Raw genomic sequence first — 24,598 nt, forward strand, 5'->3', positions numbered from 1 at the left:
TCCGCCGTTTTTTCGACTCTTACTCAACGCCCATTTCCCGTCACTCAGCCGCAAACCCTTGCCCCGCCTGGTCTTTCCCTCATTTTAAAAAGTTGGTTCGCAAATTGCTTAAGCCTCATCAGTACAGCGGTGGGCGGCAAGCGTCCGTCAGAAAGAGGAAAGAGCGTGGACAAGTACCTTTATGTGGCAATGACCGGCGCCAGCCAGAATGCTCTGGCGCAGAAGGCCCATGCCAACAACCTGGCGAACATTTCCACCAATGGTTTCCAACGCGACCTGGAACAGGCGCGTTCGATGCCGGTGTTCGGCGACAGCTTTCCGGCGCGCGCCTTTGCCATGACCGAGCGCCCAGCCACCGACTTCAGCCCCGGCGCGATGATCGAAACCGGTCGCGACCTTGATGTGGCCGTCAACGGCAACGGCTGGTTGGCCGTGCAGACCCCGGATGGCAGCGAAGCCTACGTGCGCAGCGCCAGCATGAACGTCGATGCATTGGGCGTGCTGCGGGCCGGCAACGGTATGCCGGTAATGGGCAATGGTGGTCCGATCGCCGTGCCGCCGCAGCAAAAAATCGAAGTGGGTTCCGACGGCACCATCAGCATCCGCGCCATGGGCGAAGGCCCGCGTGTGATGGCCGAAGTGGACCGCATCAAGCTGGTCCAGCCGGACCTCAAGAATATGAATAAAGGCCTGGACGGCACCATCCACACCAAGGATGGCCAGCCGGCCCAGGCCGACGCGAACGTGACCCTGACCTCGGGTTTCCTGCAGGCGAGCAACGTGAATGCGGTGGAAGAAATGACCGCAGTGCTGGCGCTTTCCAAGCAGTTCGAGCTGCACATCAAGATGATGAACAGCGCTAAAGAAGACGATCAGGCCATGACTCGCGTCATGCAGATGAGCTGATAACAGCCCTAACTAATTTGTGATGCGGCGCCAACAAACAGGCGCACGAAGGAGAACAGCATGCTTCCGGCTCTATGGGTTGCCAAAACAGGTCTGTCTGCCCAGGACACCAACCTGACCACCATTTCCAACAACTTGGCCAACGTGTCGACCACGGGTTTCAAACGTGACCGTGCCGAGTTCCAGGACTTGCTCTATCAGATCAAGAAACAGCCAGGCGCCCAGTCGACCCAGGACAGCGAACTGCCGTCGGGCCTGCAACTGGGTACCGGTGTGCAGATCGTCGGCACCCAGAAGAACTTCAGCGCCGGTAACCTGCAACAGACCGGCCAACCGCTGGACATGGCCATCAACGGCCGTGGCTTCTTCCAGATCCTGCAGCCGGATGGCACTACTTCCTACACCCGTGACGGTACTTTCCACCTGGACTCCAACGGCCAGATCGTGACGGCCAACGGTTTTGCCCTGGAGCCGGCTGTGGTCGTCCCAGCGGATGCCAAGACCTTCACCGTCGGCAACGACGGCACCGTGTCGATCACCGTCGCCGGCAACCCGGCGTCGCAAGTGATCGGCAACCTGCAGACCGCCGACTTCATCAACCCGGCCGGCCTGCAGGCCATGGGTAACAACCTGTTCCTGGAAACCGCCTCCAGCGGCGCGCCGCAAATCGGCACCCCTGGCCTCAACGGTTTCGGCACCACGCTGCAAAGCACCCTGGAAACTTCCAACGTGAGCACGGTTGAGGAGATGGTCAACATGATCACCACCCAGCGCGCCTACGAGATGAACTCCAAGGTGATTTCCACCGCCGACCAGATGCTTTCGTTCGTAACGCAGAATCTGTAATCAAGTCTATGGGGCGCTCTTGAGGGCGCCTGCAACACCGTGAGGTAAGGGTCATGAATCGCTATGTTTCCGTTCTGGCATTGAGTGGGATTGCCGTGCTCGCGGGCTGTGTCGCCCCGACGCCAAAACCCAATGACCCGTACTACGCGCCGGTGTTGCCACGCACGCCGCTGCCGGCGGCGGCCAACAATGGCTCGATCTACCAGGCCGGTTTCGAACAGAACCTGTACAGCGACCGCAAGGCGTTCCGCGTGGGTGACATCATCACCATCACCCTGAACGAGAAGACCCAGGCCAGCAAGAATGCCAACTCGCAGATCGGCAAGACCAGCAAGACCAGCATCGGCCTGACTTCGCTGTTCGGCGGCGTGCCCAACACCAACAACCCGTTGGGCAGCGGTGACCTGAGCCTTGACGCCGGCTACAGCGGCGACCGTGCCACCAACGGCAAGAGCGCTGCAGGGCAGGGCAACAGCCTGACCGGCTCGATCACCGTGACCGTGGCTGACGTGTTGCCCAACGGCATCATCGCCGTACGGGGTGAAAAGTGGATGACCCTCAACACCGGCGATGAGCTGGTGCGCATCGCCGGCATGGTCCGCGCCGATGATATTTCCACCGACAACACCGTGCCGTCGACGCGGATTGCCGATGCGCGCATTACCTACTCGGGTACGGGTTCGTTTGCTGATGCGAGTCAGCCGGGCTGGTTCGACCGTTTCTTCCTTAGCCCGCTGTTCCCTTTCTAGGTGGCCACTTTGAAACTCAAACAGCTGATGGCGGCGGCACTCCTGCTGTCCCTGAGCGCCGTCGCCCAGGCCGAACGCCTGAAGGACATCGCCAGTATTTCCGGCGTGCGTTCCAACCAGTTGATCGGCTACGGCCTGGTGGTGGGGCTCAATGGCACGGGTGACCAGACCACCCAGACCCCGTTCACCTTGCAGACCTTCAACAACATGCTCTCGCAGTTCGGCATCAAGGTGCCGGCGGGCTCGGGCAACGTGCAGCTCAAGAACGTCGCCGCCGTATCGATCAGTGCCGACTTGCCTGCGTTTTCCAAGCCGGGCCAGGTGGTAGACATCACCGTGTCGTCCATCGGTAACTCGAAAAGCCTGCGTGGCGGCACCCTGTTGATGACGCCCCTGAAGGGTATCGACGGCAATGTCTACGCCATCGCCCAGGGCAACCTGGTGGTCGGCGGTTTTGATGCCGAAGGTCGCGACGGTTCGAAGATTACCGTCAACGTGCCGTCGGCCGGGCGTATTCCCGGGGGCGCCACGGTCGAGCGGACCGTGCCGAGTGGTTTCAACCAGGGCAACAGCCTGACCCTGAACCTCAATCGCTCCGACTTCACCACCGCCAAGCGCGTGGTCGACAAGATCAACGACATGCTCGGCCCTGGCGTGGCCCAGGCCATCGACGGCGGCTCGATCCGCGTCACCGCGCCGCTCGACCCAAGCCAGCGCGTCGACTACCTGTCGATCCTGGAAAACCTGGAAGTCGATCCGGGCCAGGCCGTGGCCAAGGTCATCATCAACTCGCGGACCGGCACCATTGTGATCGGCCAGAACGTCAAGGTCTCGCCAGCGGCAGTGACCCACGGCAGCCTGACCGTGACCATCACCGAAGACCCGATCGTCAGCCAGCCTGGCCCGTTGTCCAACGGCCAGACCGCAGTGGTACCGCGTTCGCGCGTCAACGCCCAGCAAGAAGCCAAGCCGATGTTCAAGTTCGGCCCCGGCACCACCCTGGATGAGATTGTCCGCGCGGTGAACCAGGTGGGCGCAGCCCCCGGCGACTTGATGGCGATCCTCGAAGCACTGAAACAGGCCGGCGCCTTGCAAGCCGACCTGATTGTGATCTGAGGCCATGGCCATGGATATGCGCAAGAGCGGGATCAGCAGCACGGCGGACTCGGGGTCCTACTCCGACCTGAACCGGCTTAACCAGCTCAAGGTCGGTGACGACAAGAACAGCGAAGGCAACATGCGCAAAGTGGCGCAGGAGTTCGAGTCGCTGTTCTTGAGCGAGATGCTCAAGTCGATGCGCTCGGCCACTGAAGCGCTGGGCAAGGACAACCCGCTGAACACCCCGGCAGCCAAGCAGTATCAGGAAATGTACGACCAGCAACTGGCGGTCTCGATGTCCCGCGAGGGCGGCGGTATCGGCCTGGCCGACGTGCTGATGCGCCAGATGCAGAAGAACAAGCCGGTGGACGCCCAGGCGGCCACCTTGCAGGGCCCGGCGGCAGCCGAGCCGGTGAAGAAAGCCGCAGTGCCGACCGAGATTGCCGCCGGCACCCAGGCCGAAGGTCCGCTGGGCCGTTCCAATGGCCAGCGCCCACTCTGGGCTTACCGCGTGGCGGTCCCCGAGGGCGCCAGCGCGCATGCCAACGATATGGAGCTGATGAACCAGCGCCGTATCGCCTTGCCGAGCAAACTGACCGATCGCCTGCTGGCCGGCATCGTGCCGAGCACCGACGCAACCACCGTGGCCCAGGCCGCGCCGCTGCGTAACAGCGCGGCTGCCGACAACGTGATCAACAGCAGCGCACGCACCTTTGCCGTGCCCAGCGGGCGCATGCAGGTGTACGGCCGCGCCGTCGCCCAGCCACCGTTGGCGCCGGCGAAGAAGGCCTTCAGCTCGCAGGATGAATTTGTCGCCACCATGTTGCCGATGGCCAAGGCGGCCGCCGCGCGTATTGGCGTCGACCCCAAATACCTGGTGGCCCAGGCCGCGCTGGAAACCGGCTGGGGCAAGTCGGTGATGCGCGCCGAAGATGGCAGCAGCAGCCACAACCTGTTCGGCATCAAGGCCGGCCAGAGTTGGCAGGGCGGCCAGGCGCGCGCAATCACCAGCGAGTTTCGGGATGGGGCGATGGTCAAGGAGACGGCACAGTTCCGTTCCTACAATTCCTACCAGGACAGCTTCCATGACCTGGTGACATTGCTGCAAAGCAATGATCGCTATAAAGAAGTTGTGAAGTCGGCCGACAACCCGGAACAGTTTGTACGCGAGTTGCAAAAAGCCGGATACGCAACCGATCCGGACTACGCCAGCAAGATTTCGCAGATCGCCAAAACGATGAACAGTTACCAGAACTACGCTGCCGCTGGCGCAACCACACATTTATAAGGTCTGAACCATGAGTTTGCTCAGTATCGGGATGTCAGGGCTTAACGCCGCTCAAGGATCGTTGTCGGTCTTGAGTAATAACATTGCCAACGCCAATACCGCGGGCTATTCGCGTCAGCAGACCACCCAGAGCGCCAATGCGTCGAACCCGTACGGCGGCGTGTTCATCGGCAGCGGCACGACCCTGGCTGACGTGCGTCGGGTGTACAACGAGTACCTGGACACCGCCTACCAGAACAGCACCGCGCTCAATAGCGATGCCGCGGCTTACCTGGACCAGGTCAGTGCCGTCGACAAGACGCTGTCGGACAAGACCACCGGCATGTCGGCCGTGCTCAGTTCGTTCTTCGCTGCCGTGCAGACGGCGTCGGCCAACCCCAACGATACGTCGGCCCGCCAGATTCTGCTCACCAACGCCCAGACCTTGAGCAACCGGTTCAACTCGATCTCCAACCAGTTGGGCCAGCAGAAAGAAACCATCAACAGCCAGCTGACCTCGATGGCCGACCAGGTCAATCAGCTGACCTCGTCGATTGCTTCCCTGAACAAGCAGATCAATCAGGTCCAGGGTTCGTCGAACACCACGCCGGCCAACCTGCTGGATGCGCGTGCCGAGGCCGTGCGCTCGCTGAACGAGTTGATTGGCGTGACCGCCAGTGAGAAAAACGGCGTGTTCAGTGTCAGCACCGGCAGCGGTCAATCGCTGGTGCTGGGTGACCAGTCCAACACGATTTCTGCAGTACCGAGCAAAGGCGACACCAGCCAATACACGATCCAGCTCAACATGGCCGGGAACACCGCCGTCGACCTGGGCAACGTGATCAGCGGCGGCAGCATCGGCGGCCTGTTGCGCTATCGCAGCGACGTGCTGATGCCGGCGATCAACGACCTGGGTCGGATTGCCATCGTCACCGCCGACGCGATCAACAGCCAGTTGGGCCAGGGCGTGGACCTCAACGGTGAGTTCGGCGCCTCGATGTTCAAGGACATCAACAACGCGGCGTCCGTCGCCCTGCGCAGCCAGGCGGCACAAGGCAACACGGGTGACGCCAGCCTGGGCGTGACGATTGCGGACAGCAGCAAGCTGACCAACTTCGACTACAAGGTCTCGTTCAACGACGGTACCAACCTCAACAAGGTCACCGTGCTGCGCTCCGACGGCAAGGCCATGGGTACCTACGATCTGAGCGCCACGCCGCCGCCGGTAATCGACGGGGTTACCCTGACGATCAAGAACGGCGCGGCCGGGGTAAAAGAGGGTGACAGCTTCAAGGTCAGCCCGACCGCCAACGGCGCCAAGGAAATCGGCACCGTGCTGACCGACCCGAGCAAGATCGCGTTTGCCGCACCGTTGCAGGGCGAGGCCGGCAAGAGCAACCAGGGCACCGGCACGTTCACGCCACCGACCCTGACGGTGCCCATCGACATCGAGGGCGGAGCTGACGCCGCGCAGCTGCGCGTCGGCATCGCCAACTCGATGCCGGTGAAAATGGTATTCGGCGACAAAGCCGCTGATGGCACCCAGAGCTACACCCTGAGTAACGCCAAGGGTGAGCCTATCGGCACGGGCACTATCGTTCCTGGCCAAGCCAACAAGATCACCATCAATGTGCCGATGCGCGATGCCAGCGGTACTTTGCTCGATCCGGCCAAGAGCTTCAGCTTCGACACCACCGTGGCCGGTTCGCCGACCAGCGGTGACAGCACCTCGTTCTCGTTCAATGCCACCGGCAAGTCCGACAACCGCAACGCCCAGGCGCTGATCGGTCTGCAGACCAAGGCGACCGTCGGTGTTGGGGCGGATGGCAGTGGCGGGCTCAGCCTGGTGGGGGCCAACAGCAAGTTGGTGTCGACCGTCGGCGCCAAGGCCGCTGCAGCCACCACCGACACCACGGCTACCACCGCGCTGTTGACGGCCAACAAGAACGCGCGCAACTCGGTGTCCCAGGTCAACCTGGACGAAGAGGCGGGCGACATGATCAAGTTCCAGCAGTATTACACCGCGTCGTCGCAGATCATCAAGGCTGCGCAAGAAACCTTCAGTACGCTGATCAATAGTCTTTAAGGGAGCCTGGGACGATGCGCATTTCTACACAGCAGTACTTCGACACCAGTGCCACGCGCTACACGGATAACTACTCCAGCGTGGTCAAGGCGCAGCAGCAGGCGAGCTCCGGCGTGCGTGTGCAAACCGCCGCGGATGATCCCGTTGCCGCCCAGCGCCTGCTGATGCTGCAACAGCAGAAAGACATGCTGGCCCAGTTCAGCGGCAATATCACCAGCATTCAAAATACGCTGACCAACGAAGAAAGCGTCCTGACTGCGATCAGTAACACGATCCAGGCCGGTAGCCAGCTCGCACTGCGCGCCGGCGGCGTGACCAGTGATGCCGACCGCAAGTCGATTGCGGTCGAGGTGGGCGCGCTTGAAGATCAACTGCTGGGCTTGCTCAACAGCAAGGATTCGGCGGGCAACTACCTGTTCTCCGGCTCCAAGACCGATACACCGCCGTACTCGCGCAACAACGATGGCACTTATAGCTATCAGGGCGACGAAAACGAGCTGAGCCTGCAAGTCTCCGAGACGCTCAACGTGCGCACCGGCGACACCGGCAAGACCATCCTCGAAGGGGCGGTCAACACCAGTCGTACCCAGTCCAATTACCTCGCACCTGCGACTGCGCCTGTGCCGCCGGCGATTTCGCCGCCGCTGGTGGATGATCACAAGGTCGCGATTTCGGCTGGCCTGGTGGGTTCGGGCATCGACTACACCAAGCAGTTCGCCGATGGCCAGCCGTACAAGGTGACCTTTACCAGCAGCACCCAGTACGTGGTGACGGACAAGGACAACAACAACATTACCTCGCAGATGCCAGGTAATGGCACGTTCGATTCCACCAAGGAAGGCAGTGCCAGCATCAACATCCGCGGGGTGAAGTTCGATATCACCGTCGACCTCACCGATACCGCCACCGGGCCTGACGCCGATGCGCTGGTCGCCGGGCGCGAATTCAGCCTGAGCGCCAAGCCGGACGCCTTCAACACCTCGCGCACCCCGAGCAACACCTCCTCGGCGCAATTGACCAATGGCCAGGTCAGCAGCGCGGCCGGCTACGCCAGCACCTTTCCGAACAGCGGCGTGTTGATCAAGTTCGATGACACCGACGCGACGGCTTATAAAGTCTATGCCCAGCCGTACACCGCCAACAGCAAGTCGATTGGCGAGGGCGTGATCAACGCCGGCACTCCACCGGCTCCGAACACGATCACTGCGGCGGGGGTCACCTTCGAGGTGAGCGGCACGCCGAATGTGGGCGATCAGTTCTCGATCGGCAACAGCACCCAGAAAACCCAGAACGCCCTCGACACCCTGAGCCAACTGCGCCAGGCCCTGCAACAGCCGGCAGACGGTATCCCGGGCGCGCGGGTCAAGCTCCAGGACGCCTTGAACGCGGCGGTCGCCAACCTGACCAGTTCGTCCGACCAGGTCGACAACGTGCGCGGTTCCATCGGCGCGCGGCAGAACGCGCTGACGGTGCAGGCCAGCGAAAACACCAGCGTCGGCCTGGCCAATACCAGCACTATGAGTGCGCTGGCCAACGTCGACATGGGCGAGGCGGCGATCAACCTGACCTTGCAGCAAACCATGCTGGAAGCCTCGCAACTGGCGTTTGTGAAAGTCTCGCAGTTGAGCCTGTTCAACAAGATGTAAGCGATGGCATGTCAAGCGGCCCAGCCTGGAAACAGGCTGGGCCGTTGTCGTTTCTGGGATTTAATTGTTTGAAGGTTTTGCATAAAGCACACAAAATTGAGTGACCTGTGAGTCATAAAGCGCATCTTCACTGTATCGTGTGAAAAGGATAAGTCGTCACAGGGTCCGTGCGGGGCGGCTTTCAGCGAGATTTTTATGGGGTTATCCCCTTTATTGTCAGCACCCCAGGCGTGGTCCGGGGGTGTTCTCCAGCTATTTAGTATTGGGAAGCCACAATGATTGGCATAAAAAGCATCGCCAGTTACGTGCCGGCAGACGGGATCGATAACTACGCCCAGGGTGCCAAATTCGCCAAGGATGAAGAGTTCATCATTGGCAAGATCGGTTCGGCCTTCCTGCCACGCAAGGAAGCGGCGCAGGAAACCTCTGACCTGTGTGTCGAGGCGGTCAACGCTTTGTTTGCCAACAACCCGGATTTGAAGCGCGAGTCCATCGACGCGCTGATCGTCGTCACCCAGAACGGCGATGAAGAGGGCCTGCCCCACACTGCCGCCATCGTCCAGGACAAACTGGGCCTGCCGACTCACGTCGCCGCCTTTGATATCTCCCTGGGCTGCTCCGGCTATGTCTACGGCATCTACGCGATGAAGGGCTTCATGGAAGCCGCCGGCTTGAAAAACGGCCTGCTGATCACCGCTGACCCGTATTCGAAGATCGTCGACCCGGAAGACCGCAACACCACCATGCTGTTCGGTGATGCCGCCACCGCTACCTGGATGGGCGAAGACGCACCGTGGTTGCTCGGCAAGTCCAAGTTCGGCACCGACGGTTCCGGCGCGCCGCACCTGAAGGTCAGCGATGGCGTGTTCTTCATGAATGGTCGCCAGGTATTCAACTTCGCCTTGCTCAAGGTGCCGGCGCATTTGCACGAGCTGCTCGATGAGTCGCAGCTCAAGGCCGATGACATCGATGCATTCTGTATTCACCAGGGCAGTGCGGCGATTGTCGACGCCGTGGCGCGCCGCTTCGAAGATGCGCCGGTGGACAAGTTCATCAAGGACATGGTCGAGACCGGCAACACCGTGTCGTCGAGCATTCCGCTGCTGTTGGAAAAGCACGTGATGGACGCTACCTGGAAGCGCGTGGCTATCAGCGGTTTCGGGGTTGGCCTGTCGTGGGGTTCGGCGATTCTCTATCGCCCGTGACGCTTTAATAGCGACAAGCAAAAACGCCGATGATCGAAAGATCATCGGCGTTTTTTATTTGGCGCCAGAAAAGCCAATGTTTGTTGGGTTTTGCGCAAGCGTAAACCCTTGAATTGCAAGGGGTGGCACGGCGCCAGTAAAAAAAATCAAAAAAATCCTCAAGCAACCGGCTACCACGACGATAACTATTACGTAGGTTCTCAGGCCACACCCGGCGGTTGCCAGGGCCGGAAGCCGCAGTATCCATCCAACGAGGATTTCGTCATGGCTTTAACAGTAAACACCAACATTGCTTCGATCACTACTCAGGGCAACCTGAACAAAGCTGGCGGCGCCCTGGCCACTTCCATGCAGCGCCTGTCTTCCGGCCTGCGTATCAACAGCGCTAAAGACGACGCTGCCGGCCTGCAGATCGCTAACCGCCTGACCAGCCAAATCAACGGCCTGGGCCAAGCTGTAAAAAACGTGAACGACGGTATCTCCATCGCTCAGACCGCTGAAGGCGCGATGCAGGCTTCGACCGACATCCTGCAGAAAATGCGTACCCTGGCTCTGTCCTCCGCTACTGGCTCCCTCAGCGCTGACGACCGTAAGTCGAACAACGACGAATACCAGGCTCTGACTTCGGAACTGACCCGTATCTCCAACACCACCACCTTCGGTGGCCAGAAGTTGCTGGACGGTTCGTACGGTACCAAAGCTATCCAGGTTGGCGCCAACGCCAACGAAACCATCAACCTGAGCCTGGAAAACGTTGCGGCCAACAAAATTGGTTCTCAGCAGGTTAAAAGTTCTGACGTTGCTATCACCGAGAAAGGTTTGGCTGCAGGCGACATTACTGTAACAGGTAACGGCCAGACCAAAACCGTAAGCTACCTTGAAGGCGCTTCCGCAAAAAGCATCGCTGCCCAGCTCAATGGTTCGATCGGTGGCCTGACTGCAAGCGCCAGCACCGAAGTCAAACTGAAGGTTGATACCACTAAGACCACTGGTGCTACACCTCCTGCTTCTGCCAACTTCAAGCTCACCGTTGGTGATGGCAAAGAAGTAAGCTTCATCGGTGTTACTGATAACGCCAGCCTGGCTGACCAGCTGAAATCCAACTCCGCTAAACTGGGTATCAGCGTCAACTACGATGAAGTTAACGACACCCTGGAAATCAAATCCGATTCTGGCGAGAACCTGGTATTTGGTGCTGGTACCGGCGCTGACGCTGTTTCGGTTAACGCCAAAAACGGTAAGGGTGAGTACACGTTCGATACCGCTACTCCACCTGCTGAGAAGTTCACTGCCCTGTCTGCTACCGTAGCATCTACCGTTACCGGTCAGGTATCGCTTGATTCGGCTAAAGGCTACTCCCTGGCTGCCGGTACTGCTGATGGTGTAACTGGTCTGTTCGGTAAAGCCAGCGTTGTGGCAGAGAAGACCACCATCTCTGACACCACCGTGACCGACGCTTCTTCTGCCCAGAACGCCCTGGCTGTAATCGACAAGGCCATCGGCACCATCGACAGCGTTCGTTCGGGCCTGGGTGCTACCCAGAACCGTCTGACTACCACTGCAGACAACCTGCAGAACATTCAGAAGAACTCCACCGCTGCACGTTCCACCGTTCAGGACGTCGACTTCGCTTCCGAAACCGCCGAACTGACCAAGCAACAAACCCTGCAGTCGGCTTCCACCGCGATCCTGTCGCAGGCTAACCAGCTGCCATCCGCTGTACTGAAACTGCTTCAGTAATCCCAGCGCTTGGTAACTAACGGAAGGGCGCGTCTACGTGCCCTTCCGTTTTTTCGGTTTAGAGGAGATTGGACATGGACATGAGTGTAAAGCTGAACCAGTCTTATCCGCCGGTTGCACCTCAGAGCGCGCCTGTTCAGGTGGCAGCCGACAAAAGCACCACCCAAGTCCAGGAAGCCCCCGCCATCGGCAAACAGCCTGAGCGTGCGGACCTGGAAAAAGCGGTAACCGATATTCGCGAATTCGTACAAGCTGCCCAGCGCAGCCTGGATTTTTCCATTGATGACACGACTCACCGTGTGGTGGTCAAGGTCATCAATACCGACAATGGTGAAGTGATTCGCCAGATTCCGTCGGAAACGGCATTGAAACTGGCACAGAGCCTCTCCAGCGCAAGCCACGTGTTGTTTGACGACAAGGCTTGAGCTGGCATGAAACTTGTTGCTGAGTTGTCTTGAGGCGTAATAAGTCAAGATAACGGCAGCCACCGAACAGGAGATAGATGATGGCGGGTTCAACGGTAAGTGGTATCGGTTCGAACATCGATACGCAAGCGATCGTGACATCCTTGGTCAACGCCGAAAAGGTGCCCAAGCAGACGCAGATCAATACCGCGTCCCAGAAGGCGACCACCACGCTGTCTTCGATCGGCAAGATTCAGGCGGCGCTGGATGCGTTTCGTGGTGCGCTGGATACTATGACGGCGAGTTCCAGCTTCACGGGTTTGACCGGTTCGTCCTCGGATGAAAAAGTTGCGACCATGACGGCGAGCAACACGGCTTCCAACGGCAGCTTTCGGTTGATTGTCAGTCAGCTTGCACAGGCCTCGAAGCTGTCGACCCAAAACTTCAAGGGCGGCACATCGACGGTGGTGAATACCACTGACAAGCCGACGACATTGACTATCAGCCAGTCCGGCAAGAACTACGACGTCAGTATCCCCGTTGGCGCAACCTTGCAGCAGGTGCGTGACTCGATCAATACCCAGTTCGGCACATCGGGTTTGAGTGCGAACATCCAGACCGACTCCAACGGCTCGCGGTTGATCCTGACCTCGACCACCATGGGCACGGGATCGGACCTGAAGTTGTCGGGTAATTCGGGATTGGACACTGGCTCGACGGTCGTTGATAAACCATTGGATGCGCTGTACACCATTGACGGCGTTGCGTCTGTTTCCAAAACCAACAACATCGAAGGCGCGTTGAGCGGCGTGAATATCAAGTTGGTATCGGTTTCGGCGCTCAAGACTGCGGGGGATACCAGTACAAACCCTGAGCGAAACGCGACCCTCATCACCGTCAGCACCAACAACACCGCGCTCAAGTCTGGGGTCAAGGGTTTCATCGACACCTACAACGCCCTGATCACCGCCATGAACGCCGAAACCAAGGTCACCACCAACCTCGATGGCAGCACCACGGGGGCGACCCTGACGGGCGACTCCACCATGCGCTCGCTCCAGGCGGCCATCCGTAATGAGTTCAACGCGCTGTCGGGCACTGGTCAGTTCAAGTCCCTGGCTCAGTTCGGTGTGGTCACCAACTCGAGCACCAGTCTGCTGAGCATCGACGACAAAAAGTGGGACGCCGCGGTAAAAACCAACGCTGCCGATATCAACAGCATGTTCACCGGCCCAAGCGGCATGCTGGCGCGCATGAAAAGCGCCACCGACGACTACGCCAAGTCCACCACCGGCATCCTGGCAACGCGTTCCACCTCGTTGTCCGACACGCTCAAGGACCTGACCAAGCAACAGTCCTCCCTGGACGAGCGCATGGACCTGCTGACCAAGAGCCTCTCGGACAAGTACAACGCCATGGACACCCTGGTTGCCCAGTTGCGCCAGCAAAGCACCAGTGTGATGACCACGCTCAATGCGCTGAACAACCCAAAGACCAATAGTTGATCCCTGCGAATAAAAAAAGGCCAGGCAACCTGCCTGGCCTTTTTTTATCGAGAGACGACTGGTGCTAAAGCTTTTTGCGAACCCGTCGACATATTGGTTACTGAAACCCTTTTCGCTGTCGCCTGTCACGAGGTAGAAACATGAATCCCATGAGAGCCCTTCGCCAATACCAGAAGGTCAATTCCCATGCTCAGATCTCCGAAGCCAGCCCTCATCGCCTGGTGCAGATGCTGATGGAAGGCGGGCTGGACCGCATGGCCCAGGCCAAAGGTGCGCTGGCGCGTGGTGACATCGCGCAGAAGGGCCTGATGCTCGGCAAGGCTATCGATATCGTGATCGGGCTGCGTGACGGCCTGGATGCAGAAAAGAGTGATAACCCGGCTTACGTCCAGCAGTTGGAAAGTCTGTACGCGTACATGACCAACCGCCTGATGGAGGCGAACCTGCATAACGACGCCGACATGATCGACGAAGTGGCGCGTTTGTTGATTACCGTGAAAGAAGGCTGGGATGCCATCGCCGCGCCACAGGCTGTAACCGAGTAAGGCGCAGCAGAGAAGGGCCTGAGGGCCTTGAGGACTATGTGATGAGCCAAGCACTGCAACGCATTGATGAAACCCGTGAGGCGCTGATGGGCGCGCTGGCGGACCGTAACTGGGACGCGATTGGCGAGCTCGACATGGGGTGTCGCGACGTGATCGAGCAGGTGCTCAGCGAGGCGCCGGTCGACGAGGATGCGTTGCGTGAGAAGCTTGAGAGCCTGCTCGCGGTTTACCAGCAATTGCTTGAGGTGACGACGGGCGAGCGGCAGGCGATTTTCGAAGAGATGTCGCAGATCAACCAAGCGAAAAATGCGTCAAAGGTTTACCATCTGTTCGGCTGAATGAGCTCAGTTAATCCGAACGGCGCGTCATATATTTGACTGTGCCAGCATTTTTGACTTAACTAGTGCTGTTTTCAGATTTCAGACGTCTAGTAAGGCATGAAGTCTTACAGGCGTCTCGATTGCCCTCACTCTTGGGGCAGAGCGTTTTACTAGGGAAGTTGCTATTGCATGTGGCGTGAAACCAAAATTCTGCTGATTGATGACGATAGCGTCCGCCGCCGCGATTTAGCGGTGATTTTGAATTTTCTTGGCGAAGAAAATTTGCCCTGCGGCAGCCATGATTGGCAGCAGGCGGTCAGCTCATTGTCATCGAGCCGTGAAGTCATTTGTGTGCTGATCGGGACGGTGAACGCTCCTGGCGCTGTTTTGGGCTTGTTAAAGACACTGTCAACCTGGGATGAGTTCCTTCCGGTGTTGCTGATGGGCGATATTTCTTCTATCGACCTGCCTGAAGACCAGCGCCGCCGCGTGCTGTCCACCCTGGAAATGCCGCCCAGCTACAGCAAATTGCTCGACTCCCTGCACCGTGCCCAGGTCTATCGCGAGATGTATGACCAGGCGCGCGAGCGCGGTCGCCACCGCGAACCCAACCTGTTCCGCAGCCTCGTCGGCACCAGCCGTGCGATCCAGCACGTGCGCCAGATGATGCAGCAAGTGGCCGACACCGACGCCAGCGTGCTGATCCTTGGCGAGTCGGGCACCGGCAAGGAAGTGGTCGCGCGCAACCTGCACTATCACTCCAAGCGCCGCGACGGGCCTTTTGTGCCGGTCAACTGCGGGGCGATTCCGGCCGAGCTGCTGGAAAGCGAATTGTTCGGCCATGAGAAGGGCGCCTTTACCGGGGCGATCACCAGCCGTGCCGGGCGTTTCGAACTGGCCAACGGCGGCACGCTGTTCCTCGACGAAATCGGCGACATGCCGCTGCCGATGCAGGTCAAGCTGCTGCGCGTGCTGCAGGAACGTACCTTCGAGCGCGTGGGCAGCAACAAGACCCAAAGCGTCGACGTGCGCATCATCGCGGCCACCCACAAGAACCTCGAAAGCATGATCGAGGTGGGCAGCTTCCGCGAAGACTTGTACTACCGCCTCAACGTATTCCCGATCGAGATGGCCCCGCTGCGCGAGCGCGTGGAGGACATCCCGCTGCTGATGAACGAACTGATCTCGCGCATGGAACACGAAAAGCGCGGCTCGATCCGTTTCAACTCGGCGGCGATCATGTCCCTGTGCCGCCACGGCTGGCCGGGCAACGTCCGCGAGCTGGCCAACCTGGTGGAGCGCATGGCGATCATGCACCCCTACGGCGTGATCGGCGTGGTCGAGTTGCCGAAGAAATTCCGCTACGTCGACGATGAAGACGAGCAACTGGTCGACAGCCTGCGCAGTGACATGGAAGAGCGGGTCGCCATCAACGGCCACACCCCGGACTTCGGCTCCACCGCCATGCTGCCGCCCGAAGGCCTTGATCTCAAGGACTACCTCGGCAACCTCGAACAGGGGCTGATCCAGCAGGCGTTGGATGACGCCAATGGCATCGTCGCGCGGGCTGCCGAGCGCCTGCGCATCCGCCGAACCACCCTGGTTGAGAAGATGCGCAAGTACGGTATGAGCCGCAAAGAAGGTGATGAACAGGCGGATGATTGACGCCTGTTTTCCAAACCGCTGAAATTTCAGCGGTTTTTTTTCGGCACAACTATTGCTACAGCCCTCGCAACGTTCCGTTTAACTGACGGTCAGCCAAGCGAGAGAGCATGATGCCCCACGCCGCCCAACTATCTTCGGTCCCTGTCCTGCAGGGGCCTGCCACGTCTGTAGAAGAACTCAGCCGCAATGGCCTGGAGCAGGCCTTTTCGCTGTTCAACCAGATGTCGAGCCAATTGACTGACTCCTACAGCCTGCTGGAAGCCCGGGTCTCCGAGCTTAAAGGCGAGCTGGCGGTGGTCAGTGCCCAGCGCATGGAAGAGCTGGCCGAGAAAGAGCGCCTGGCCAACCGTCTGCAAAACCTGCTGTCACTGTTGCCGGGCGGCGTGATCGTGATTGACGATCAAGGCCGAGTGCGCGAAGCCAACCCGGCGGCCTGCGACATGCTCGGCCTGCCGCTGGAAGGTGAGTTGTGGCGCCATGTCATCACGCGCTGCTTTGCGCCGCGCGAAGACGACGGCCACGAAATCTCCCTGAAGGACGGGCGCCGCTTGTCCATCGCCACCCGTTCCCTGGATGCGGAGCCGGGCCAGCTGGTGCTGCTCAACGACCTGACTGAAACCCGTCACCTGCAAGACCAGCTGGCGCGCCACGAGCGTTTGTCGTCGCTGGGGCGGATGGTCGCTTCTTTGGCGCATCAGATCCGCACGCCCCTGTCGGCGGCGTTGATCTACGCCAGTCATTTGACTGATGAACAATTGCCCGCTGCCACCCACCAGCGATTTGCCGGGCGCCTCAAGGAGCGCCTGCACGAGCTGGAGCACCAGGTGCGCGACATGCTGGTGTTTGCCCGTGGCGAATTGCCGCTGACTGACCGCATCACTCCGGCCGCGCTGATGCATGCCCTGCAGGCTGCAGCCGCCACACATATTCAAGACGTCCAGGTGCGCTGGCAGTGCGACAGTCATCTCGGTGAGCTGCTGTGCAACCGCGACACCCTGGTCGGCTCGCTGCTCAACCTGATCGAAAACGCCACCCAGGCCAGTGGCCCCGGCGCGCGCCTCAAGGTGCACCTGTACAGTCGCGAGCAAACCCTGCGCCTGTGCATCAGCGACAGCGGCAGCGGTATCGACCCGGTCGTATTGCAGCGCCTGGGCGAGCCGTTTTTTACCACCAAGACCAACGGTACCGGCCTCGGCCTGACCGTGGTCAAGGCGGTGGCACGTGCCCATCAGGGAGAATTGCAACTGCACTCCCGGGTCGGGCGTGGCACCTGTGCATTGATGACCTTGCCGCTGTTTTCATGCGCGGCAGGCGCGGAGTAAAAAGTAATGGCTATCAAGGTTCTGTTGGTGGAAGACGATCGCGCCCTGCGTGAAGCATTGGCTGACACGCTGTTGCTGGCGGGCCATGACTACCGGGCGGTCGGTTCTGCCGAGGACGCCTTGGAGGCGGTCGAGCAGGAAACCTTCAGCCTGGTGGTCAGCGACGTGAACATGCCTGGCATGGACGGCCACCAGTTGCTCGGCCTGCTGCGTGCGCGCCAGCCGCAACTGCCGGTGTTGCTGATGACCGCCCATGGCGCCGTTGAGCGCGCGGTGGATGCAATGCGCCAGGGCGCGGCGGATTACCTGGTCAAGCCTTTCGAGCCCAAGGCCCTGATCGAACTGGTGGCGCGGCATGCCCTGGGCGTGATCACGGCCAGTGACAGCGAGGGCCCGATTGCCTTCGAACCGGCCAGCGCGCAGTTGCTGGAACTGGCGGCCCGCGTGGCGCGCAGCGATTCGACCGTGTTGATTTCCGGCGAGTCCGGTACCGGTAAAGAGGTGCTGGCGCGCTATATCCACCAGCAATCGACTCGCGCCAAACAACCGTTTATCGCCATCAACTGTGCGGCGATCCCCGACAACATGCTCGAAGCCACGCTGTTCGGCCACGAAAAGGGCTCCTTTACCGGCGCCATCGCGGCCCAGGCGGGCAAGTTCGAACAGGCGGACGGCGGCACCATCTTGCTCGACGAGATCTCGGAGATGCCCCTGGGCCTGCAGGCCAAGCTGCTGCGGGTGTTGCAGGAGCGTGAAGTGGAACGTGTGGGGGCGCGCAAGCCGATCCAGCTGGATATTCGCGTGGTAGCCACCACCAACCGAGACCTTGCCGGTGAAGTGGCGGCGGGGCGCTTTCGTGAGGATCTGTTCTACCGCCTCTCGGTGTTTCCGCTGGCCTGGCGTCCGTTGCGCGAACGCCCGGCGGATATCATTCCACTGGCCGAGCGCCTGCTGAACAACCACGTCAAAAAAATGAAGCATGCCCAGGCGCGGCTCTCGGCCGAGGCCCAGGCGTGCCTGATCGGCTATCCATGGCCGGGCAACGTGCGCGAATTGGACAACGCCATCCAGCGCGCGCTGATTTTGCAGCAGGGCGGCTTGATCCAGCCCCAGGATTTCTGCCTGGCCATGGGCAGTGGCGCGGCACCGCTTCCGACCCTGGCGCCGGTGCCGGTGGTCGCCGAAACCGAGACCGCCGGGGCCCTGGGCGACGACCTGCGTCGCCGCGAATTCCAGATGATCATCGACACCCTGCGTGCCGAGCGCGGCCGTCGCAAGGAAGCCGCCGAACGCCTGGGGATCAGCCCACGCACGCTGCGCTACAAGCTGGCACAGATGCGCGACGCCGGGATGGATGTCGAGGCTTATCTTTTCGCCACCTGATCGGTAACAAGGCGGACAAGCTTTGTCGCCTTTTCTTACGAGTTGCTACAGAGCTGGCACCCTTGTTGCTACCTCCCCTAGTAATTGCTGCGTAGTGTCAAAAATTTGCGGGTTGTCGGGAGAGAGAAGGTCATGAGCCAGGGTATTGAGTTCAATCGGTTGATGTTGGATATGCGCTCCATGCAAATGGATGCCATGGCTCAACCGAAATCCGTCGCGCCAGCGCCGGAATTGGGCCAAAGCAGCTTCGCCGACATGCTCGGCAAAGCCATCAACAAAGTCAGTGATACCCAGCAAGCCTCCAACCAGTTGGCCAATGCGTTCGAGATCGGCAAAAGCGGCGTGGACCTCACCGATGTGATGGTCGCCTCGCAAAAGGCCAGCGTCTCGTTCCAGGCCCTGACCCAAGTGCGTAACAAGCTGGTTCAAGCCTACCAAGACATCATGCAGATGCCGGTTTAAGGACGAGATTTAAGTCATGGCAGAAGCAGTCGTGGACAACGTACCCGCCAAGGCAGACGGCAAGCCGCCACTGTTTGGCCTGTCGTTCCTGGAAAACCTCTCGGAAATGACCATGTTGCGTCAGGTGGGCCTGATGGTCGGCCTGGCTGCCAGCGTGGCGATTGGTTTTGCCGTGGTGTTGTGGTCGCAGCAACCCGATTACCGGCCGCTGTACGGCAGCCTGGCGGGCATGGATTCCAAGCAGATCATGGAAACCCTGTCGGCTGCCGACATTTCCTACACTGTGGAGCCCAACTCCGGCGCTCTGCTGGTCAAGGCCGACGACGTGGCCCGGGCGCGGATGAAACTCGCGGCGGCTGGCGTGACCCCGTCCGACAGCAACATCGGTTTTGAAATCCTCGACAAGGACCAGGGCCTGGGGACCAGCCAGTTCATGGAAGCCACTCGCTATCGTCGTGGCCTCGAAGGCGAACTCGCCCGCACCATCTCCAGCCTCAACAACGTCAAGGGCGCCCGCGTGCACTTGGCTATTCCGAAAAGCTCGGTGTTTGTGCGCGATGAGCGCAAGCCAAGTGCCTCGGTATTGGTCGAACTGTTTTCCGGCCGCTCCCTGGAGCCTGGCCAGGTTCTGGCGATCATCAACCTGGTGGCCACCAGCGTTCCTGAATTGAGCAAGTCGCAAATCACTGTGGTCGACCAGAAGGGTAACCTGCTGTCCGACCAGGCTGAAAACTCCGCGCTGACCCAGGCCGGCAAGCAGTTCGACTACAGCCGCCGCATGGAAAGCATGCTCACCCAGCGTGTGCATAACATCCTGCAACCGGTGCTGGGCAACGACCGCTACAAGGCTGAAGTGTCTGCCGATGTGGACTTCAGCGCCGTCGAGTCGACCTCCGAGCAGTTCAACCCCGACCAGCCGGCCTTGCGCAGCGAGCAGTCGACCAGCGAACAACGCACCGCCAGCAATGGCCCGCAAGGTGTGCCGGGTGCCCTGAGCAACCAGCCACCGGCACCGGCCACCGCGCCGCAAACCACCGGTGGCGCTGCCGCGACTGCTGGTGCAGTGCAACCTGGGCAGCCGCTGCTGGACGCCAACGGCCAGCAGATCATGGACCCGGCCACCGGCCAGCCGATGCTCGCCCCGTACCCGGCGGACAAGCGTAACCAGTCCACCAAGAACTTCGAACTCGACCGTTCCATCAGCCACACCAAGCAGCAGCAGGGCCGTGTCAATCGCCTGTCGGTGTCGGTGGTGGTCGATGACCAGGTCAAGGTCAACCCGGCTGACGGCGCGGTCACCCGTGCGCCCTGGAGCGCCGACGAATTGGCGCGCTTCACTCGCCTGGTGCAGGACGCCGTCGGTTTTGACGCCAGCCGTGGCGACAGCGTCAGCGTGATCAACATGCCGTTCTCCGCCGAGCGTGGCGAAGTGATCGCCGACCCGGCGTTCTACACGCAGCCGTGGTTCTGGGACATCGTCAAGCAAGTGCTGGGTGTGTTGTTCATCCTGGTGCTGGTGTTCGGCGTGCTGCGTCCGGTGCTCAACAACATCACCGGCAACGGCAAGAAACAACTCGCGGCCTTCGGTGGCAGCGACGTCGAGTTGGGTGGCATGGGCGGCCTGGATGGCGAACTGGCCAACGACCGCGTCAGCCTCGGCGGCCCGCAAAGCATCCTGTTGCCAAGCCCGAGCGAAGGCTATGACGCTCAGCTGAATGCAATCAAGAGTCTGGTGGCAGAAGACCCGGGCCGTGTGGCCCAGGTCGTGAAAGAGTGGATCAACGCAGATGAGTGATAATCGAGCCGCTGTTGCCAAGCTCACCAAAGTCGACAAAGCCGCTGTATTGCTGCTGTCGCTGGGTGAAACCGACGCCGCCCAAGTGCTGCGCCACATGGGCCCTAAAGAAGTCCAGCGGGTTGGCGTGGCCATGGCGCAGATGCGCAATGTGCACCGTGAGCAGGTCGAGCAGGTGATGAGTGAGTTCGTCGAGATCGTCGGCGACCAGACCAGCCTGGGCGTCGGCTCCGACAGCTACATCCGCAAGATGCTCACCTCGGCCCTGGGCGAAGACAAGGCCAACGGCCTGATCGACCGCATCCTGCTGGGTGGCAACACCAGCGGCCTCGACAGCCTCAAATGGATGGAGCCGCGCGCCGTCGCCGACGTGATCCGCTACGAGCACCCGCAGATCCAGGCGATCGTCGTGGCGTACCTCGACCCGGACCAGGCCGGTGAAGTGCTTGGTCACTTCGACCATAAAGTGCGCCTGGACATCATCCTGCGCGTGTCGTCGCTGAACACTGTGCAGCCGGCGGCCTTGAAAGAACTCAATACGATTCTCGAGAAGCAGTTCTCGGGCAACTCGAATGCCTCGCGGACCACCTTGGGCGGTATCAAGCGCGCGGCCGACATCATGAACTTCCTCGACAGCTCGGTCGAAGGCCAGTTGATGGACTCGATCCGCGAGATCGACGACACCCTGTCCGGCCAGATCGAAGACCTCATGTTCGTGTTCAACAACCTCTCCGATGTCGACGACCGTGGCATCCAGGCGTTGCTGCGCGAGGTGTCCTCCGACGTGCTGGTGCTGGCGCTCAAGGGCTCCGACGAGAACGTCAAGGAGAAGATCTTCAAGAACATGTCCAAGCGTGCTTCCGAGCTGCTGCGCGACGACCTCGAGGCCAAGGGCCCGGTGCGCGTCAGCGACGTGGAAACTGCGCAGAAAGAGATCCTCACCATTGCCCGCCGTATGGCCGAAGCCGGAGAAATCGTTCTCGGCGGGAAGGGCGGCGAAGAAATGATTTAAGGCGCCACTCATGTCGAACAAAGATGGGGCTCCCAGCGATCTGATTCGCGCGCGGGATGTCGGCGGGTTCGACATCTGGTCGTTGCCCAGCTTCGATCCGCATGTGCCGGAGCCCGAGCCGGAACCGGTGGAAGAGCCGCCTGCGGAAATGGAAGAAGTGCCGCTGGAAGAAGTCCAGCCACTGACCCTGGAAGAGTTGGAGAGCATCCGCCAGGAGGCTTACAACGAAGGGTTTTCCGCCGGTGAAAAAGACGGTTTTCGCAGCACCACCCTCAAGGTGCGCCAGGAGGCCGAGGCGGCGCTCGCCGTCAAGCTGGCCAGCCTGGAGCGCTTGATGGGCGGCTTGTTCGACCCCATCGCCGAACAGGATTCGCAGATCGAGAAAGCCATGGTCGGCCTGGTGGAGCATATCGCCCGCCAGGTGATCCAGCGTGAGCTGGTGCTCGATTCCAGCCACATCGAAAGCGTGATGCGCGAAGCGCTCAAGTTGCTGCCGCTGGGCGTCGGCAATGTGCGGCTGTACATCAACCCGCAGGATTTCGAACAGGTCAAGGCCCTGCGCGAGCGCCATGAAGAAACCTGGCGCATCGTCGAGGACGCCTCCCTGCAGCCAGGGGGTTGCCGCGTCGAGACCGAGCACAGCCGCATCGATGCGACGGTGGAAACCCGGATCAGCCAGATCATGGCCAAGCTGTTCGACCAACTCCACGAACAAGCCCTGCACCCGGCCGAGCCTGACCTGAGTGTGGACCTGGACGCCCCTGATGCGCCTTGATCGCACCAGCTTCGCCAAACGCCTGGGTGGCTATGCCGAAGCCACCGAATTGGCTGGCCAACCGATCCTCGAAGGGCGCCTGTTGCGCATGGTCGGCCTGACCCTGGAGGCCGAGGGCCTGCGCGCGGCCATGGGCAGCCGCTGCCTGGTGATCAACGACGACAGCTATCACCCGGTGCAGGTCGAAGCCGAAGTGATGGGCTTTTCCGGCAGCAAGATTTTCCTGATGCCCGTCGGCAGCCTGGCCGGCATCGCCCCCGGTGCCCGCGTGGTGCCGTTGGCTGATACCGGTCGCCTGCCCATGGGCATGAGCATGCTCGGCCGCGTGCTCGACGGCGCCGGTCGCGCGCTGGACGGCAAGGGCGGGATGAAGGCCGAAGACTGGGTGCCGATGGACGGCCCGACCATCAACCCGCTGAACCGCAACCCGATCAGCGTGCCGCTGGACGTGGGCATTCGCAGCATCAACGGATTATTGACGGTCGGTCGCGGCCAGCGTCTGGGCCTGTTCGCCGGTACCGGCGTGGGTAAGTCGGTGTTGCTCGGCATGATGACCCGCTTTACCGAGGCCGACATCATTGTGGTGGGGCTGATCGGCGAGCGGGGTCGTGAGGTCAAGGAATTCATCGAGCACAGCCTCGGTGAAGAAGGCCTCAAGCGCTCGGTGGTGGTCGCGTCCCCGGCCGACGATGCACCGCTGATGCGTTTGCGCGCCGCGATGTATTGCACGCGCATCGCCGAATATTTTCGCGACAAGGGCAAGAACGTCCTGTTGCTGATGGACTCGCTCACGCGTTTTGCCCAGGCCCAGCGGGAAATCGCCCTGGCCATCGGTGAGCCGCCGGCCACCAAGGGCTATCCGCCGTCGGTGTTTGCCAAGCTGCCCAAGTTGGTGGAGCGCGCCGGTAATGCCGAAGCCGGTGGGGGCTCGATCACCGCGTTCTACACGGTGTTGTCCGAAGGCGATGACCAGCAGGACCCGATTGCCGACTCGGCGCGGGGTGTACTCGACGGCCACATCGTACTGTCGCGGCGCCTGGCGGAAGAGGGGCACTATCCGGCCATCGACATCGAGGCGTCGATCAGCCGGGTGATGCCGGCCGTGGTCACGCCGGAGCACATGGCGCGCGCGCAGCATTTCAAACAGTTGTGGTCGCGCTACCAGCAGAGTCGCGACCTGATCAGTGTCGGCGCCTATGTGGCCGGCGGTGATCGCGAGACCGACCTGGCGATCGCCCTGCAACCGCAACTGGTGACCTACCTGCGCCAGGGCCTCAACGACAAGATCAGCATGGGTGAAAGCGAAGCGCACCTGGGCTCGATCTTCGCCCCGGCGCCAGGCGGCTAAGCCATGGCCAGCACGCGTTCCTCACGTCTGGCCCCGGTGGTGGACATGGCCGAAAAGGCCGAGAAAACCGCCGTGCAGCGCCTGGGGTATTTCCAGGGCCAGGTGCGTCTGGCGGAAAGCAAGCTGGGCGACCTCGAGCGTTTTCGCAGCGAGTACCAGCAGCAATGGATCGAACGCGGCAGCAAAGGCGTTTCCGGCCAGTGGCTGATGGGCTACCAGGGCTTTCTCAACCAGTTGGAAACCGCCGTCGGCCAACAGCGCCAGAGCCTGGCCTGGCACCAGAACAATCTCGATAAAGCCCGCGAGAGCTGGCAAGCGGCGTTTGCGCGGGTCGAAGGCCTGCGCAAACTGGTGCAGCGCTACATCGACGAGGCGCGGGCCATCGAAGACAAGCGTGAGCAGAAGCTGCTCGACGAACTGTCCCAGCGTCTGCCGCGTCAATCCCAATTCTAAAAATGTGGCAGCGGGCCTGCTCGCGAAGGCGGTATGTCAGTTTGCATCTGTGGTGGCTGACAGACT

At 60.8% G+C, this 24,598-nt stretch carries 22 protein-coding genes; all 22 read left to right on the forward strand.

What is annotated here, in order from left to right; genetic code table 11:
• Nucleotides 1–165 precede the first annotated feature (165 nt).
• On the forward strand, nt 166–906 hold the full coding sequence (locus tag BBG20_RS29445) for a flagellar basal body rod protein FlgF (RefSeq protein ID WP_065909780.1): 741 nt from the start codon (nt 166–168) through the stop codon (nt 904–906).
• A 60-nt stretch (nt 907–966) separates the two neighbouring features.
• Complete coding sequence (gene flgG / locus BBG20_RS29450) at nt 967–1,752, forward strand: flagellar basal-body rod protein FlgG (protein ID WP_005790105.1); 786 nt, start codon at nt 967–969, stop codon at nt 1,750–1,752.
• Between the two features lie 53 nt (nt 1,753–1,805).
• Nucleotides 1,806–2,501: a flagellar basal body L-ring protein FlgH gene (gene flgH, locus BBG20_RS29455; protein ID WP_003214607.1), complete on the forward strand. Its 696-nt coding sequence runs from the start codon at nt 1,806–1,808 to the stop codon at nt 2,499–2,501.
• A gap of 27 nt (nt 2,502–2,528) precedes the next feature.
• Complete coding sequence (locus BBG20_RS29460; RefSeq protein WP_033901075.1) at nt 2,529–3,617, forward strand: flagellar basal body P-ring protein FlgI; 1,089 nt, start codon at nt 2,529–2,531, stop codon at nt 3,615–3,617.
• A gap of 4 nt (nt 3,618–3,621) precedes the next feature.
• Complete coding sequence (gene flgJ / locus BBG20_RS29465) at nt 3,622–4,887, forward strand: flagellar assembly peptidoglycan hydrolase FlgJ (RefSeq protein ID WP_065909782.1); 1,266 nt, start codon at nt 3,622–3,624, stop codon at nt 4,885–4,887.
• Between the two features lie 10 nt (nt 4,888–4,897).
• Complete coding sequence (gene flgK / locus BBG20_RS29470) at nt 4,898–6,952, forward strand: flagellar hook-associated protein FlgK (protein ID WP_065909784.1); 2,055 nt, start codon at nt 4,898–4,900, stop codon at nt 6,950–6,952.
• 14 nt (nt 6,953–6,966) lie between these two features.
• Nucleotides 6,967–8,598 (forward strand): flagellar hook-associated protein 3, encoded by a 1,632-nt coding sequence (locus BBG20_RS29475; protein ID WP_065909786.1) that lies wholly within the window; start codon nt 6,967–6,969, stop codon nt 8,596–8,598.
• Between the two features lie 275 nt (nt 8,599–8,873).
• Nucleotides 8,874–9,803 (forward strand): ketoacyl-ACP synthase III, encoded by a 930-nt coding sequence (locus BBG20_RS29480; RefSeq protein WP_065909788.1) that lies wholly within the window; start codon nt 8,874–8,876, stop codon nt 9,801–9,803.
• A gap of 264 nt (nt 9,804–10,067) precedes the next feature.
• Nucleotides 10,068–11,543: a flagellin N-terminal helical domain-containing protein gene (locus BBG20_RS29485; protein ID WP_065909790.1), complete on the forward strand. Its 1,476-nt coding sequence runs from the start codon at nt 10,068–10,070 to the stop codon at nt 11,541–11,543.
• Between the two features lie 74 nt (nt 11,544–11,617).
• Nucleotides 11,618–11,968, forward strand: coding sequence for a flagellar protein FlaG (locus tag BBG20_RS29490; RefSeq protein ID WP_065909792.1), 351 nt, complete (start codon nt 11,618–11,620; stop codon nt 11,966–11,968).
• Between the two features lie 80 nt (nt 11,969–12,048).
• Nucleotides 12,049–13,452 (forward strand): flagellar filament capping protein FliD, encoded by a 1,404-nt coding sequence (gene fliD, locus BBG20_RS29495; RefSeq protein WP_065909793.1) that lies wholly within the window; start codon nt 12,049–12,051, stop codon nt 13,450–13,452.
• A 140-nt stretch (nt 13,453–13,592) separates the two neighbouring features.
• Complete coding sequence (fliS, locus tag BBG20_RS29500) at nt 13,593–13,997, forward strand: flagellar export chaperone FliS (RefSeq protein WP_065909795.1); 405 nt, start codon at nt 13,593–13,595, stop codon at nt 13,995–13,997.
• A 41-nt stretch (nt 13,998–14,038) separates the two neighbouring features.
• The gene (fliT, locus tag BBG20_RS29505; protein WP_028617332.1) at nt 14,039–14,335 is read left to right on the forward strand and encodes a flagellar protein FliT; all 297 of its coding nucleotides are present in this window, start codon (nt 14,039–14,041) and stop codon (nt 14,333–14,335) included.
• 171 nt (nt 14,336–14,506) lie between these two features.
• Nucleotides 14,507–15,982 carry a sigma-54 dependent transcriptional regulator gene (locus BBG20_RS29510; RefSeq protein ID WP_065909797.1) on the forward strand — a complete coding sequence of 492 codons (1,476 nt, stop codon included), beginning with the start codon at nt 14,507–14,509 and terminating at the stop codon, nt 15,980–15,982.
• Between the two features lie 110 nt (nt 15,983–16,092).
• Complete coding sequence (locus BBG20_RS29515; protein ID WP_065909876.1) at nt 16,093–17,304, forward strand: sensor histidine kinase; 1,212 nt, start codon at nt 16,093–16,095, stop codon at nt 17,302–17,304.
• Between the two features lie 6 nt (nt 17,305–17,310).
• On the forward strand, nt 17,311–18,687 hold the full coding sequence (locus tag BBG20_RS29520; RefSeq protein ID WP_065909799.1) for a sigma-54-dependent transcriptional regulator: 1,377 nt from the start codon (nt 17,311–17,313) through the stop codon (nt 18,685–18,687).
• A gap of 132 nt (nt 18,688–18,819) precedes the next feature.
• Entirely contained in the window at nt 18,820–19,149 is a 330-nt protein-coding gene (gene fliE / locus BBG20_RS29525; protein WP_065909800.1) for a flagellar hook-basal body complex protein FliE, read from the forward strand.
• 16 nt (nt 19,150–19,165) lie between these two features.
• Nucleotides 19,166–20,944 carry a flagellar basal-body MS-ring/collar protein FliF gene (gene fliF / locus BBG20_RS29530; protein WP_065909802.1) on the forward strand — a complete coding sequence of 593 codons (1,779 nt, stop codon included), beginning with the start codon at nt 19,166–19,168 and terminating at the stop codon, nt 20,942–20,944.
• A complete protein-coding gene (fliG, locus tag BBG20_RS29535; protein WP_010208743.1) occupies nt 20,937–21,956 on the forward strand; it encodes a flagellar motor switch protein FliG in 1,020 nt (339 codons plus the stop codon). The genes fliF and fliG overlap by 8 nt, the downstream gene beginning before the upstream one ends.
• Before the next feature lie 10 nt (nt 21,957–21,966).
• Nucleotides 21,967–22,731 carry a flagellar assembly protein FliH gene (gene fliH / locus BBG20_RS29540; protein WP_065909803.1) on the forward strand — a complete coding sequence of 255 codons (765 nt, stop codon included), beginning with the start codon at nt 21,967–21,969 and terminating at the stop codon, nt 22,729–22,731.
• On the forward strand, nt 22,721–24,079 hold the full coding sequence (gene fliI / locus BBG20_RS29545; protein WP_065909805.1) for a flagellar protein export ATPase FliI: 1,359 nt from the start codon (nt 22,721–22,723) through the stop codon (nt 24,077–24,079). The genes fliH and fliI overlap by 11 nt, the downstream gene beginning before the upstream one ends.
• A 3-nt stretch (nt 24,080–24,082) precedes the next feature.
• Nucleotides 24,083–24,532, forward strand: coding sequence for a flagellar export protein FliJ (gene fliJ, locus BBG20_RS29550; RefSeq protein WP_065909807.1), 450 nt, complete (start codon nt 24,083–24,085; stop codon nt 24,530–24,532).
• Nucleotides 24,533–24,598 lie beyond the last annotated feature (66 nt).

Origin of the sequence: Pseudomonas aylmerensis (assembly GCF_001702265.1) — a bacterium.
Classification (GTDB): domain Bacteria; phylum Pseudomonadota; class Gammaproteobacteria; order Pseudomonadales; family Pseudomonadaceae; genus Aquipseudomonas; species Aquipseudomonas aylmerensis.

Excerpts from the sequence above, each read along its gene's own strand:
- fliF (WP_065909802.1), top strand. The coding sequence starts at position 19,166 with ATGGCAGAAGCAGTCGTGGACAACGTACCCGCCAAGGCAGACGGCAAG.
- flgG (WP_005790105.1), top strand. The coding sequence starts at position 967 with ATGCTTCCGGCTCTATGGGTTGCCAAAACAGGTCTGTCTGCCCAGGAC.
- fliS (WP_065909795.1), top strand. The coding sequence starts at position 13,593 with ATGAATCCCATGAGAGCCCTTCGCCAATACCAGAAGGTCAATTCCCAT.
- flgK (WP_065909784.1), top strand. The coding sequence starts at position 4,898 with ATGAGTTTGCTCAGTATCGGGATGTCAGGGCTTAACGCCGCTCAAGGA.
- fliE (WP_065909800.1), top strand. The coding sequence starts at position 18,820 with ATGAGCCAGGGTATTGAGTTCAATCGGTTGATGTTGGATATGCGCTCC.
- BBG20_RS29510 (WP_065909797.1), top strand. The coding sequence starts at position 14,507 with ATGTGGCGTGAAACCAAAATTCTGCTGATTGATGACGATAGCGTCCGC.
- fliH (WP_065909803.1), top strand. The coding sequence starts at position 21,967 with ATGTCGAACAAAGATGGGGCTCCCAGCGATCTGATTCGCGCGCGGGAT.
- BBG20_RS29460 (WP_033901075.1), top strand. The coding sequence starts at position 2,529 with ATGGCGGCGGCACTCCTGCTGTCCCTGAGCGCCGTCGCCCAGGCCGAA.
- fliI (WP_065909805.1), top strand. The coding sequence starts at position 22,721 with ATGCGCCTTGATCGCACCAGCTTCGCCAAACGCCTGGGTGGCTATGCC.
- fliG (WP_010208743.1), top strand. The coding sequence starts at position 20,937 with ATGAGTGATAATCGAGCCGCTGTTGCCAAGCTCACCAAAGTCGACAAA.
- BBG20_RS29490 (WP_065909792.1), top strand. The coding sequence starts at position 11,618 with ATGGACATGAGTGTAAAGCTGAACCAGTCTTATCCGCCGGTTGCACCT.
- BBG20_RS29515 (WP_065909876.1), top strand. The coding sequence starts at position 16,093 with ATGCCCCACGCCGCCCAACTATCTTCGGTCCCTGTCCTGCAGGGGCCT.
- BBG20_RS29475 (WP_065909786.1), top strand. The coding sequence starts at position 6,967 with ATGCGCATTTCTACACAGCAGTACTTCGACACCAGTGCCACGCGCTAC.
- fliD (WP_065909793.1), top strand. The coding sequence starts at position 12,049 with ATGGCGGGTTCAACGGTAAGTGGTATCGGTTCGAACATCGATACGCAA.
- fliJ (WP_065909807.1), top strand. The coding sequence starts at position 24,083 with ATGGCCAGCACGCGTTCCTCACGTCTGGCCCCGGTGGTGGACATGGCC.
- BBG20_RS29520 (WP_065909799.1), top strand. The coding sequence starts at position 17,311 with ATGGCTATCAAGGTTCTGTTGGTGGAAGACGATCGCGCCCTGCGTGAA.
- BBG20_RS29485 (WP_065909790.1), top strand. The coding sequence starts at position 10,068 with ATGGCTTTAACAGTAAACACCAACATTGCTTCGATCACTACTCAGGGC.
- flgH (WP_003214607.1), top strand. The coding sequence starts at position 1,806 with ATGAATCGCTATGTTTCCGTTCTGGCATTGAGTGGGATTGCCGTGCTC.
- BBG20_RS29480 (WP_065909788.1), top strand. The coding sequence starts at position 8,874 with ATGATTGGCATAAAAAGCATCGCCAGTTACGTGCCGGCAGACGGGATC.
- fliT (WP_028617332.1), top strand. The coding sequence starts at position 14,039 with ATGAGCCAAGCACTGCAACGCATTGATGAAACCCGTGAGGCGCTGATG.
- flgJ (WP_065909782.1), top strand. The coding sequence starts at position 3,622 with ATGGCCATGGATATGCGCAAGAGCGGGATCAGCAGCACGGCGGACTCG.